Here is a 12,081-nt window from a genome sequence, read left to right as displayed (position 1 = left end):
TTCGTGATGATTACGGCGCGGCGACAATCGCAAACACTAATATCACTTCTCACTGCAGCACGTTGCGCAGTATCCCTGTGGTACAACTGACATCAGTTGCTGCTGTAGGGGGTCTGAACAATGTCGCTTAATACCTCTGCCGCACCTCAGCGTGCACATCTGAAAAAAACTCTGACCCTGCTTCCGGTCGTCATGATGGGCCTGGCGTATATGCAGCCAATGACCCTGTTTGATACCTTTGGCATTGTGTCAGGTTTGACCGACGGCCACGTCGCCACCGCCTATGCTTTCGCCCTGATTGCGATTCTGTTTACGGCTGTGAGTTACGGTAAGCTGGTACGCCGCTTCCCATCTGCGGGCTCCGCTTATACCTACGCTCAGAAAGCCATCAGTCCGCACGTCGGCTTTATGGTGGGCTGGTCATCGCTGCTGGACTATCTGTTCATGCCGATGATCAACATCCTGCTGGCAAAAAGCTACTTTGAGTCGCTGGTGCCGGGCATTCCGTCGTGGATTTTCGTTGTGCTGCTGGTGGCCTTTATGACCATCTCCAACCTGCGTGGTATCAAAACCGTGGCCAACTTTAACAGCGTCATCGTGGTGCTGCAGGTTGTGGTCATGGCCGTGATCACCGGTATGGTGGTTTACGGTGTGGCGCACGGTATTGGCTCCGGTACGCTGGTGAGCACGAAGCCGTTCTGGTCTGAGCATGCTCAGGTGGTGCCGATGATCACCGGTGCGACGATTCTCTGCTTCTCGTTCCTCGGCTTTGACGGTATCAGCTCGCTGTCGGAAGAGACCAAAGATGCTGAACGCACCATTCCGCGCGCCATTTTCCTGACGGCGCTGATTGGTGGCGTGATCTTTATCGCGGTCTCCTACTTCCTGCAGCTCTACTTCCCGGATATCTCGCGTTTCCAGAATCCGGACTCGTCACAGCCTGAAATCATGCTGTTTGTGGCCGGTAAAGCGCTGCAGATCGGGATCCTGATCTTCTCCGTAGTGACCGTGCTGGCGTCAGGCATGGCGGCACACGCAGGCGTTTCACGTCTGATGTACGTGATGGGCCGCGATGGCGTCTTCCCGCAGCGTATCTTTGGCTTCGTGCATCCAAAATATCGCACGCCGTCACTGAACGTACTGCTGGTCGGCGCGGTGGCACTGCTGGCTATCAACTTTGATCTGGTGACCGCTACGGCGCTGATCAACTTTGGTGCGCTGGTCGCGTTTACCTTTGTTAACCTCTCTGTGATCGCGCAGTTCTGGATCCGTGAGAAGCGTAACAAGACGCTGAAAGACCATCTCAACTATCTGGTGCTGCCTGTGATGGGCGCGCTGACGGTGGGAGCGCTCTGGATCAACCTCGAAGAGACTTCCATGGTGCTGGGTCTGGTATGGGGCGCAATTGGTATCATCTACCTGGCGTTCGTGACCCGTACTTTCCGTAATCCGGTCCCGCAGTTCAGCGAAGAAGTGTGATGTTCGTGACCGGGTGCGCAGCGATGCGCACCCGGTCTGCTATTAACTATTCCTGTCCCGCCAGTACCAACTCCCAGCTACCCGCACTTAACGTTTCCCTGCCTGTTTTACTCAGTTCCCTGTCGGTAATAACCTGATCGAAGCACGTCAGCGGCAATGCAAGCCAGGTGGCAATCTTATTATATTTAGAGCTATCGCTAAGCAGAATGCGCTTGCTGCTGACGTCACAGGCGGCCTGCTTAACCGGCACCTTATGCTCATCCGGCGTATAAAGACCCCGCGGCCCCCAGCATGAGGCCGAGATAAAGGCGATATCGATCGCCAGCGTGCGCAGCGTGCGCGCCGCCGCATCACCCACGCTGGAGCGGTTCTCGCGACAGACGCTGCCACCGGTATGGATCAGGCGGCAACCGCTCCCCTCCATCAGCAGGCGGGCAATAACAAAATCGTTGGTGACAACAAGCAGATCGTCACGCGCCAGCAGTTCACGCGCCAGCGCCAGCGTTGTCGTTCCGGCATCAAGATAGATACAGCTGTCAGGCGGGATATGCTGCGCCGCCCGTTGGCCGATGGCCATCTTCTCCTCGCTGTACATGCTGGTTTTTGCCAGATGTGACGGCTCTGTCGCCAGACGCTCCGCGGTACGTACGCCGCCCGATACTGAAATCACCGCTCCCTGTTCCTCCAGCTTCTGCACGTCCCGCCGGATGGTCATATGCGAAACGCCCAGACGTTCGGTTAGCTCAGCAATACTTACCACACCGCGTTCTGCCACCAGCGCCACTATCTGTTGATGACGTTCAGTAGGGATCATTTCACACTTCCTGAATTACCATTTTTTCACATTGTAAGGTATCTGTAATCGGTCCGCAGCAGAAATAAGCCGCGCCTTACCTCATTTATCGGGTGTGAAAAGTTGTTATGCCAGATCTTTGTTAGTTAATTTTTGTGAGGCGGAACACTTTCCGTTCATCACTTCTGCGGCACAATTAACAGCATTGAACAAAATATCACTTAATTTAACAAGAGAGGTGCGCTGTGGCTGCAACCGTAACTAATGTAGGTGTGATTGGTCTGGGATCGATGGGTATGGGCGCCGCGCAATCCTGTATTCGTGCGGGTCTCAACACGTGGGGGGTTGATCTCAACCCACAGGCGCTGGAGAAGCTGCGCCAGGCGGGTGCGCAGGATGCACAGACCACCGCAGCGGGCTTTGCTTCTCAGCTGGAGGCGGTGCTGCTACTGGTAGTTAATGCTGCACAGGTGAATGCCATCCTGTTTGGTGAAGCGGGTCTGGCACCACAGCTGAAGCCGGGTACCGTCGTGATGGTTTCATCAACCATTTCTGCGCAGGATGCGCAGGCCATTGCAGAGCGTCTGGCGCAGCATCAGCTGCTGATGCTGGACGCACCGGTTTCCGGCGGCGCGGTAAAAGCGGCGGCCGGTGAGATGACGGTAATGGCATCCGGCAGCGACGACGCTTTTGCGCGCCTGCAACCGGTACTCCACGCGGTGGCGGCAAAAGTGTACCGCGTGGGCAGCGAAATCGGCCTTGGCTCCACGGTTAAAATTATTCATCAGCTGCTGGCCGGCGTACATATTGCGGTGGGGGCTGAAGCGATGGCGCTGGCAGCACGCGCCGGTATTCCGCTGGAAACCATGTATGACGTGGTGACCAATGCCGCAGGCAACTCCTGGATGTTTGAAAACCGCATGCGTCATGTGGTGGAGGGCGACTACTCACCTAAATCCGCCGTAGACATCTTTGTTAAAGATCTTGGCCTGGTGGCAGATACCGCGAAATCGCTGCACTTTCCGCTGCCGCTCGCCTCAACTGCACTGAACATGTTCACCGAGGCGAGTCACGCCGGTTACGGGCGGGAAGATGACAGTGCAGTGATTAAAATTTTCAGCGGCATTGTACTGCCACAGGCCGGGGAGAAAGCGTAATGCGTTTGGGTGTTATTGCAGATGACTTCACCGGTGCCACCGATATCGCCAGCTTTCTGGCGCAAAACGGGCTGCCGGTTATTCAGTTCAGCGGCGTGCCGCAGCAGGATACTGACGCCACGGCGCAGGCGCTGGTTATCAGTCTGAAGTCGCGCTCCTGTCCGCCGGAACAGGCGATAGCGCAGTCGCTGGCGGCGCTGGCGTGGCTGCAGCAGCAGGGGTGCGATCGTTTCTATTTCAAATATTGCTCCACCTTCGACAGCACCGCGCAGGGCAATATCGGTCCGGTAACGGATGCGCTGCTGACGGCGCTGGGCGAAACGCAGACGGCGATCTCTCCGGCATTGCCAGTTAATGGCCGTACCGTCTATCAGGGCCACCTGTTTGTCGGCGACCAGCTGCTGAACGAGTCAGGTATGCGCCACCATCCGGTCACGCCCATGGAGGATAGCAGTCTTGTGCGTCTGATGATGCGTCAGGCGCGGGGGCGCGCGGCAGTGATCCCGGTGGCACGGATTGAGCAGGGGGCGGCGGCAGTACAGGCAGAGCTGGCCACGCTTAAGGCGCAGGGCGTGAGCTATGTGGTACTGGACGCTATCAGCGAGCAACATCTGCTGACGCAGGGCGCGGCGCTGCGCGATATGCGGCTGGTGACCGGGGGATCGGGTCTCGCCATTGGCATCGCTCGTGCCTGGGCCAGCGCGCAGGCTGCCGGCGAAGCGGAGGCGGCGGGTCGTCCGCAGGGGGGGCGCGCGGTAGTCATCGCCGGCTCCTGCTCGCAAATGACCAATCAGCAGGTTGCCGCCTATCGCCAGCAGGCGCCCGCCATGGCGATCAGCGTTGAGCGCTGTATCACGGAAGCCGCTGCCTATGCCCGTGAGCTGTGTGACTGGATCAGCGCGCACGCTGACAGGCCGCTGGCACCCATGCTTTACGCTACCGCTGACGCGCAGCAGCTGCAGGCCGTGCAGTTACAGTATGGTGCGGCGCGCAGTAGTGAAGCGGTGGAGCAGCTCTTCGCGGCGGTAACGCGTGAGCTGAAAGCGCGTGGCTGGCAGCGTTTTATTGTGGCGGGTGGCGAGACCTCAGGTGTAGTGGCACAGAGTCTCGGCGTCACAGCGTTTCATATCGGACCCGCTATTTCTCCGGGCGTGCCCTGGGTACGTGATACGCAGCAACCGCTCTCGCTGGCACTGAAATCCGGCAATTTTGGTGATGAACAATTTTTTGCACGTGCGCAGACGGAGTTTACTTATGACTGAACAACAGGCCCGTACCGAGATGGTGCAGCTTGGCGCTTCTTTTTTTCAGCGCGGCTACGCCACGGGCTCAGCGGGCAATCTCTCGCTGCTGTTGCCCGACGGTCATCTGCTTGCCACGCCGACCGGCTCCTGTCTGGGTGAGCTGCAGGCGGAGCGGCTGTCAAAAGTTACCCTGCAGGGGGAGTGGATCGGCGGTGACAAACCCTCCAAAGAGGTCGCGTTTCATCGCGCACTCTATCTCAATAACCCGGCATGCAAAGCAGTGGTGCATCTGCACAGCCACTATCTGACCGCGCTCTCCTGCCTGAGCGATCTCGATCGGCAGAATTGTATTCGTCCCTTTACGCCCTATGTGGTGATGCGGGTAGGGGATGTGCCGGTGGTGCCTTACTACAAACCGGGAGACGTCAGGCTGGCTGAAGATCTTGCCCGGCTGGCACCGCGCTACAGCGCATTTCTGCTGGCAAACCATGGTCCGGTAGTCACCGGGAGTTCCCTGCGCGAGGCAGCAAATAATACGGAAGAGCTTGAGGAGACGGCACGCCTGATGTTTACCCTGGGCGATCGTAAAATCCGCTACCTCAGTGCAGATGAAGTTGCTGAGCTGAGGAGCCGCTAATGCCAAAGTTTGCCGCTAATTTATCCACGCAGTTCACTGAATATCCCTTCCTGGCGCGTTTCGCTGCCGCTGCGCAGGCGGGATTTCGCGGGGTAGAGTTCCTTTTCCCTTATGACTATCCGGCTGAAGTGATTCAGGCTGAGCTGACGCGCCATCAGCTGGAGATGGTGTTATTTAACACCGCAGCCGGTAACACCGCTGCAGGTGAATGGGGCGTATCCGCTATTCCTGGCCGTGAGGCTGAAGCGCGCCGGGATATTGATTGTGCGCTGGAGTATGCCCTGGCACTTAACTGTCCGCAGGTACATATCATGGCCGCCACGCTGCCGCCCGGTGCAGAGCGTGCCGCCTATGAAGAGACGTTTGTGCGTAATATGCATTACGCCGCCGCGCGCTTTGCTCCGCACGGTATCCGCCTGCTGCTGGAGGCGCTCAATCCGGTCACTAAGCCGGGCTATCTCTATGCCAGCCAGTATCAGACGCTGGAGATGATGGCGCGTATTGATCGGCCAAACGTTTTTACCCAGCTCGATCTGTTTCATGCCCAGCTGGTCGACGGCAACCTCAGCCATCTGATCCGCACCTTTGCCGGGCGCTACCGGCATGTGCAGATCGCCTCCGCGCCGGATCGCCACGAGCCTGACGAGGGCGAAATCAACTATCCGTGGCTGTTTTCCCTGCTGGATGAAGTGGGCTACGACGGCTGGATAGGCTGTGAATATTTTCCGCGCGGTAACACGGTGGCGGGCCTTGGCTGGCTGCAACCCTGGCTGGAGCCCTGAGCTCCGGCGTCAACACCAGAAACCTGCTGATAACTATAATACTTCTCTGAGGTAAGACATGACGACCCCTCTGTTACTCCTGATCGCGGCGGTCAGCGTGCTGCTGCTCCTGCTGCTGGTGATCAAAGCTAAGGTACACCCGTTTATTGCGCTGCTGGTCGCCAGCCTGTTTGTTGCCCTCACTACCGGTATCCCGGGTGATAAAATCATGACGGTGATTCTGGGTGGGATGGGCAGTCTGCTGGGCAATATCGCCGCGATTATTGTTCTGGGCGCGATTCTCGGTGCGGTGATTGAAGCGTCAGGCGGTGCTGATGCGCTTGCCAGGCGGTTTACGGCGCTGCTCGGACCGCAGCGCATGGTGGCCGGATTGACCACCGTCGCCTTTATACTGGGGCTGCCCGTGTTCTTTGATGTGGGTTTTATTATCGTGGTGCCGCTGATTTACGGCTTCGCCAAAGTGCTGCGTCTTTCGCCGTTGAAATTTGGCCTCTCTATGGCCGGTGTGATGCTGATGGTACACGTAGCGGTGCCAACGCACCCTGGCCCGGCCGCCGCAGCCGCACTGCTGAATGCGGACATCGGCTGGCTGATGATGACGGGCATTGGTATTTCAGTGCCGGTGGGCGTGGTGGGTTATCTGGTGGCAAAGTGGCTTAACCGCAAAAACTATCAGCTGTCGGTCAGCGTGCTGGAGCAGGTGCAGCTGACAAAGCAGCAGGCTCCGGCGCAACAGGTGGCTGCGCCCCCGGCAGCCGGCCTGGTCGCCAGCCTGATTGTGCTGCCGATTGCGCTGATTATGCTGGGCACGCTACTGCCGTCGCACCTGACGCCCGGCAGCATGGCGCACGGTCTGCTGACGCTGGCTGGCGCACCAGCCATGGCGCTGCTGATTACGCTGGCGCTGGCGTGCTGGCTGCTCGGCATCCGGCGCGGCTGGGGCAAAGAGAAGCTGGAGACGCTGTCAGAAAGCGCCATCGCCAACGCCGCCGGTGTGATCCTGGTATCCGGCGCTGGCGGGGCGTTTGGTAAAGTGCTGGTGGAGTCAGGCGTGGGTAAAGCGCTGGCGGAGTCGCTCACCACGATTCATTTGCCGCTGATCCCGGCTGCCTTTATCCTTTCACTGGCGCTGCGCGCATCCCAGGGCTCAGCCACGGTCGCGATTGTCACTACCTGCGGCCTGCTGACTACGGCGGTTACCGGACTGGGTGAAATGCAGCTGGTGCTGGTGGCGCTCTCTGCCTGCTTTGGCGCGCTGGGATTATCGCACGTTAACGACTCTGGCTTCTGGGTCGTCACGCGTTATCTTGGGCTGTCAGTTGCGGACGGACTAAAAACCTGGACCGTACTCACCACGGCGATGGGGCTGGCAGGATTTGCGCTGACCTGGCTTATCTGGTTACTGCTATAACATATGCGCGGCGGCGGGCAACACCCTGCCGCCGCAGCGCCTCTCCTCAGGAGACCAGCGCCTGAGCGTAGTGATAGAGCGCTTTCAGCTGCGCCATCTTATCCGCATCCTCTTCGTGCAGGCTGGCGAGCGACTCCAGCTCCAGCAGAAACGCCTGGACCCGCTCTGCATTTAACGCTTCGCGGCGATGCTGCAGCCAGCGCTGCTGCTCGCGATCGTCGAGCGTGCCGGGAAAATTACGCGCCCGGTAGCGGAACAGCAGCGGATTAACGCGCGCGTCGTTAAACGTGAGATCCAGCGCGGGCAGATTCTGCGGCGCCGTCTGACGCAGAATATTCATGCCGGCGCGATCGGCATCGCTGAAGAAGCCATCATAGAGCTGCGCATCAACATCCTCCGACGGCGTAAACGGCTCCGCTTCCGCAAACAGCGTCACCACTTTTTCGCGTACGGCGACGTGCTGGCGCAGCAGGGCGAGGTTCGCCAGGCAGTGCTGGCGATCGATCCCGAGCCGCTCCGCATCCTCCGGGCGCAGCGTACTGGCCGGGGCCAGCACCGGGCACTTATTGATGTGCACCAGCTTGATCGGCACCGGAACCGCATCGCCCAGTTCGCTCTGCCGCGTATAGAGGCGCTCGCGCAGCGCGTCCGGCTCCAGCTCCAGCAGCGGCGTCATATTGCCCGCCAGGTCCGCCACAATCAGCGCATTTTTATTATCAGGATGCCACGCCAGCGGCACGATCCAGCTGGTATTGCCGCGCGCGGCGCCAAACATACCGGAGACGTGAACCAGCGGCTTCATCTGCGGAATATCAATCAGGGTCATCAGCTTCTGCTTATTGCGATGCGCAAACAGAAATGCATACAGCTTTGGCTGCTTCTCTTTGACCAGTTTTGCCATCGCCAGCGTCGCCCATACATCCGACATCGCATCGTGCGCCTGTTCGTGCGCCACGCCGTTGGCCTGCGTGAGATGCTCCAGCTTAAAGCTGGGAAAGCCCTCATCATTTTCAGGCCAGACAATCCCTTCCGGGCGCAGCGCATAGCAGGCGCGCATCACATCCAGCAGATCCCAGCGCGAATTGCCGTTCTGCCAGCTCCAGCCGTAGGGATCAAAAAAGTTGCGGTAGAAGATATTGCGCGTGACCTCGTCGTCAAAGCGCACGTTGTTATAGCCGATAACACAGGTATTGGGCTGGGTAAACAGCGCGTGGATACGTGCGGCAAACTCCGCTTCCGTAACGCCGCGTGCGCGTGCAACCTGCGGCGTAATGCCGGTGATCATCACCGCTTCCGGCTGCGGCAGATAGTCATCTGCAGGCTGACAGTAGAACACCTGCGGTTCACCCACCGGGTTAAAGTCGGCATCGGTGCGCAGGCCGGCAAACTGGGCCGGACGATCCAGCGACGGGCTCTTCCCGAAGGTTTCATAATCATGGAACAGAAAGGTGAACTCAGAGGCGGGCACGGCGTTATCCTGGATTGAAAAATCAACCCACAGAATAGTCGGGCGTTTCAGTCAGCACAACCCTCATCCATTGCGCTGCGGGCGGGGCTGAGCTTTTTCTGTACGGGACATACTTTTTTTCAATTTATTCAGATATCAAAGCGCTATTTGCCGTACAACGTGCGGCGGTAAATTCATTTTTAAACTGAGGACGATGTGTTGAAAAGGCGTGTGTGGGTAACTCTTTCTGGATTAGTGTTTGTGGCATCAATAGCGCAGGCGGATGACAGCCTGGCGTTTCCCGTGACGGCGCCGGGTATTGATGCCGCATCATGGGTATTAATGGACGCTACCACCGGGCAGATCCTCACTGCCGGCAATCCGGATGCGGAGCGTAATCCCGCCAGCCTGACCAAACTGATGACCGGCTATGTGGTCGATCGCGCCGTCGATCAGGGGAAAATTACCCGGGATGATGTTGTCACCGTGGGCAAAGATGCCTGGGCAGCCGGAAATCCGGTGTTTAAAGGCTCTTCTCTAATGTTCCTCAAGCCAGGTGATAAAGTCACGGTGCGCGATCTGATGCGCGGGGTCATTATCGACTCCGGCAACGACGCCTGCGTGGCGCTGGCAGACTATGTCGCCGGCAGCCCGGAGAGCTTTGTCACCATGATGAATCACTATGTGCAGAAGCTCGGTCTGACGCATACCCATTTTGAAACCGTGCACGGCCTTGATGCGCCGGGTCAGCACACCACCGCGCGCGATCTGGCGGTGCTCTCGCGCGCCATTATTAATGGCGAGCAGGACTTTTACGCTATGTACAGCGAAAAGACCCTGAGCTACAACGGCATTACGCAGAACAACCGCAACGGCCTGCTGTGGGATCAGCATCTGCACGTGGACGGCATGAAAACCGGCCATACCGAGAGTGCCGGGTTTAATATCGTCGCCTCCAGCGTTGAAGGCCGTCACCGGCTGATTGCGGTGATCATGGGCGGCAAAAGTTCCAAAGGACGCGAAGAGCAGGCGCGCAAACTGCTGACGTGGGGGCAGAGTAACTTTGATACCGTACAGCTGTTCCATGCCGGCAAGAAGATCGGCAGTGAAAACGTCTGGTATGGCAATCCGCATAAAGTCGAAGTAGGCACCACGCAGGATATCTATCTGTCTCTGCCGCGCAGCGAAGTGGCTAACGTGATGGCGAAATATGTTATCGATCGCAAAGATCTCACCGCGCCGCTGAAAGCGGGCGAGCAGATTGGTGAGATTCAGGTACTGGATAAAGACAAACAGCTGGCAAGCTATCCGCTCTATGCGCTGCAGACGGTTGAAGAGGCGGGCATCCTTACCCGTATCAGCGACTACGTGAAGCGTAAACTCTGACCGGTTTAATCGTGGTGTTACCACTGCGTTTCCTTATTGAAAGCAGAATGTAACGCCACGGTTACCTGATGGGTACGGATAGAAAAAAAGCGGGAAAAAGCGGCAGCAGGGGCTGAAGCCAGCTGCCATGCCAGGGTAACATAGCGCGCAAATTTTTCCCGTTTCCGGATCACCATGTTACGCGCTGACAAGCCTGTCTCGTCGATTGAATTCTGGTTCTACCGTCACTACCGCGCCGTACACGGCGTGCGTATCGCTATCGCCTTTGTGCTCTGCTTTCTGTTTGTCAGGCTGACAAATATTCCCGAAGGTACCTGGCCCCTGATTACGCTGGTGGTGGTAATGGGACCTATCTCCACCTGGGGAAACGTGCTGCCGCGCGTGATCCAGCGCATCAGCGGAACCTTTGCCGGGCTGATTTCCGGTCTGATTGCGCTGAAGCTGGAGCTAATCTCGCTGCCGCTGATGCTGGTCTGGTGCTTTGCGGTAATGATTGTCTGTGGCTATCTGACGCTGGGCAAACATCCCTATATGGCGCTGCTGATTGGCATCACGCTCGGCGTGGTGGTAGGGGCGCCAGCCGGTGATTTCACCGTGGCGCTGTGGCGCGGCGGCGATGTGATTTTAGGCTCGCTGATGGCGCTGCTGTTCAGCGCTATCTGGGCGCAGCGCGCCTATAGCCACTGGCGTATACAGCTTTCAGATGCGTTTGTCAGCATGGCAAAGATCCATCACGCCGGCTTTTCCCCTAATCTGGTCGAGAAGCCGCGTCTCAATACGCGCTTTCAGAAGCTGCTCAGCAGCGTGATCAGAATGCGCGCGCTGCTTGAGCCCGCCAGCAAAGAAACCCGTATTCCAAAATCGGTGTTTGAAGCGATCCAGACCATCAACCGTAACATGGTCAATACCATGCAGATGCAGATTGAAGCCTGGTGGGCCTCACGCGAGAGTCATCTGCTGCTGCTCAGTGCACCTGCGCTGCGGCGTACCCAGCAGATGACCGAAGAGACGCTGAACGCGCTGGCGCTGCTGCTGCAAAAAGGCGAGACGGAGCAGGTTATCGCAAACAGCCACGCCCTCGAGGAGATCGTACAGGAGCTGGAGGCGCTGATCGCCAGCGGCAGCGCGCAGCTTGAAACCACGGCAATCTACGGCTACGTCTGGCTGAGCCTGGAGCAGGCGCGGCAGCTGGAACGCATGACCGATCTGGTCCGGCTGGCGCTGCGTAAATAGTTTTCTCCGGCAACCACTTAGTGCGAATCGCCCTTTCTTTGCGCTAAGATAAGAGCCAGTCTGAAATTTGCTGTGAGAATTGCTAACCCGGCTCAACAGCCGCTAAGCTACAACTCTTGACGTTATATGACTATTCCGCCTGCTGCTGCAGGCCTTAAGAAAGGTGCCAACATGGAAAATGCCAAGCAATCATTTCAGGACGTGCTGGAGTTTGTGCGTATGTTTCGTCGTAAAAACAAACTGCAGCGCGAAATTCACGATAACGAAAAGAAAATCCGTGATAACCAGAAACGTGTGTTGCTGCTGGATAACCTGAGTGAATATATTAAACCCGGCATGAGCGTGGAGGCGATCCAGGAGATTATCGCCTCTATGCGCGTGGACTATGAAGATCGCGTGGATGAGTACATTATTAAAAACGCCGATCTGTCAAAAGAACGCCGCGATCTGTCGAAAAAGCTGAAAGGCATGGGTGAACCGAAAGGGCACTAAGCTCAACGATGTGGTTTCAC

11 protein-coding genes are annotated in these 12,081 nt (G+C 57.8%); 9 read left to right on the top strand and 2 right to left on the bottom strand.

The window, feature by feature from the left end; genetic code table 11:
- Window positions 1–120: 120 nt before the first annotated feature.
- Window positions 121–1,479, top strand: a complete 1,359-nt coding sequence (locus tag F3I15_RS02560; RefSeq protein WP_104085170.1) for an APC family permease — start codon at window positions 121–123, stop codon at window positions 1,477–1,479.
- Window positions 1,480–1,525: 46 nt separating this feature from the next.
- Here the strand turns inward: F3I15_RS02560 and ygbI are convergent, their stop codons facing one another.
- On the bottom strand, window positions 1,526–2,293 hold the full coding sequence (gene ygbI / locus F3I15_RS02555) for a DNA-binding transcriptional repressor YgbI (protein WP_150016432.1): 768 nt from the start codon (window positions 2,291–2,293) through the stop codon (window positions 1,526–1,528).
- 224 nt (window positions 2,294–2,517) lie between these two features.
- Between ygbI and ltnD the strand changes: the two genes are divergently transcribed.
- Genes ltnD through F3I15_RS02530 form a run of 5 tightly spaced genes read left to right on the top strand, consistent with a single transcriptional unit; the run spans window position 2,518 to window position 7,503 of the window.
- Window positions 2,518–3,429 carry an L-threonate dehydrogenase gene (ltnD, locus tag F3I15_RS02550; RefSeq protein ID WP_150016431.1) on the top strand — a complete coding sequence of 304 codons (912 nt, stop codon included), beginning with the start codon at window positions 2,518–2,520 and terminating at the stop codon, window positions 3,427–3,429.
- Entirely contained in the window at window positions 3,429–4,691 is a 1,263-nt protein-coding gene (gene otnK / locus F3I15_RS02545) for a 3-oxo-tetronate kinase (RefSeq protein WP_150016430.1), read from the top strand. The genes ltnD and otnK overlap by 1 nt, the downstream gene beginning before the upstream one ends.
- On the top strand, window positions 4,684–5,310 hold the full coding sequence (locus F3I15_RS02540; protein ID WP_150016429.1) for an aldolase: 627 nt from the start codon (window positions 4,684–4,686) through the stop codon (window positions 5,308–5,310). The genes otnK and F3I15_RS02540 overlap by 8 nt, the downstream gene beginning before the upstream one ends.
- Window positions 5,310–6,092, top strand: a complete 783-nt coding sequence (gene otnI, locus F3I15_RS02535; RefSeq protein ID WP_150016428.1) for a 2-oxo-tetronate isomerase — start codon at window positions 5,310–5,312, stop codon at window positions 6,090–6,092. Before F3I15_RS02540 ends, otnI begins: the two co-directional genes overlap by 1 nt.
- Window positions 6,093–6,150: 58 nt before the next feature.
- Entirely contained in the window at window positions 6,151–7,503 is a 1,353-nt protein-coding gene (locus F3I15_RS02530; RefSeq protein WP_150016427.1) for a GntP family transporter, read from the top strand.
- Window positions 7,504–7,549: 46 nt separating this feature from the next.
- Here the strand turns inward: F3I15_RS02530 and sbcB are convergent, their stop codons facing one another.
- A complete protein-coding gene (sbcB, locus tag F3I15_RS02525) occupies window positions 7,550–8,971 on the bottom strand; it encodes an exodeoxyribonuclease I (RefSeq protein WP_150016426.1) in 1,422 nt (473 codons plus the stop codon).
- Window positions 8,972–9,166: 195 nt separating this feature from the next.
- On the opposite strand from sbcB, the gene dacD reads away from it, so the two are divergent.
- The 3 genes from dacD to F3I15_RS02510 all read left to right on the top strand — a co-directional run bounded on the left by dacD (window position 9,167) and on the right by F3I15_RS02510 (window position 12,061).
- Window positions 9,167–10,336 (top strand): serine-type D-Ala-D-Ala carboxypeptidase DacD, encoded by a 1,170-nt coding sequence (gene dacD, locus F3I15_RS02520; protein WP_150016425.1) that lies wholly within the window; start codon window positions 9,167–9,169, stop codon window positions 10,334–10,336.
- A 174-nt stretch (window positions 10,337–10,510) separates the two neighbouring features.
- Window positions 10,511–11,569 carry an FUSC family protein gene (locus F3I15_RS02515; protein ID WP_150016424.1) on the top strand — a complete coding sequence of 353 codons (1,059 nt, stop codon included), beginning with the start codon at window positions 10,511–10,513 and terminating at the stop codon, window positions 11,567–11,569.
- A 171-nt stretch (window positions 11,570–11,740) separates the two neighbouring features.
- Window positions 11,741–12,061: a DUF496 family protein gene (locus tag F3I15_RS02510; RefSeq protein ID WP_150016423.1), complete on the top strand. Its 321-nt coding sequence runs from the start codon at window positions 11,741–11,743 to the stop codon at window positions 12,059–12,061.
- The last annotated feature ends 20 nt before the right edge of the window (window positions 12,062–12,081 follow it).

This window comes from Pantoea sp. M_9 (assembly GCF_008631385.1).
Taxonomy (GTDB): Bacteria; Pseudomonadota; Gammaproteobacteria; order Enterobacterales; family Enterobacteriaceae; genus Pantoea; species Pantoea eucrina.
Note: the sequence above shows the minus strand (reverse complement) of the source record. Positions and strands in the feature narration are given on the sequence as shown.

Bases quoted from the DNA above. Each gene is read 5' to 3' on its own strand.
- F3I15_RS02560 (WP_104085170.1), top strand. From the start codon at position 121: ATGTCGCTTAATACCTCTGCCGCACCTCAGCGTGCACATCTGAAAAAA.
- ygbI (WP_150016432.1), bottom strand. From the start codon at position 2,293: ATGATCCCTACTGAACGTCATCAACAGATAGTGGCGCTGGTGGCAGAA.
- otnK (WP_150016430.1), top strand. From the start codon at position 3,429: ATGCGTTTGGGTGTTATTGCAGATGACTTCACCGGTGCCACCGATATC.
- F3I15_RS02540 (WP_150016429.1), top strand. From the start codon at position 4,684: ATGACTGAACAACAGGCCCGTACCGAGATGGTGCAGCTTGGCGCTTCT.
- otnI (WP_150016428.1), top strand. From the start codon at position 5,310: ATGCCAAAGTTTGCCGCTAATTTATCCACGCAGTTCACTGAATATCCC.
- F3I15_RS02530 (WP_150016427.1), top strand. From the start codon at position 6,151: ATGACGACCCCTCTGTTACTCCTGATCGCGGCGGTCAGCGTGCTGCTG.
- F3I15_RS02515 (WP_150016424.1), top strand. From the start codon at position 10,511: ATGTTACGCGCTGACAAGCCTGTCTCGTCGATTGAATTCTGGTTCTAC.
- F3I15_RS02510 (WP_150016423.1), top strand. From the start codon at position 11,741: ATGGAAAATGCCAAGCAATCATTTCAGGACGTGCTGGAGTTTGTGCGT.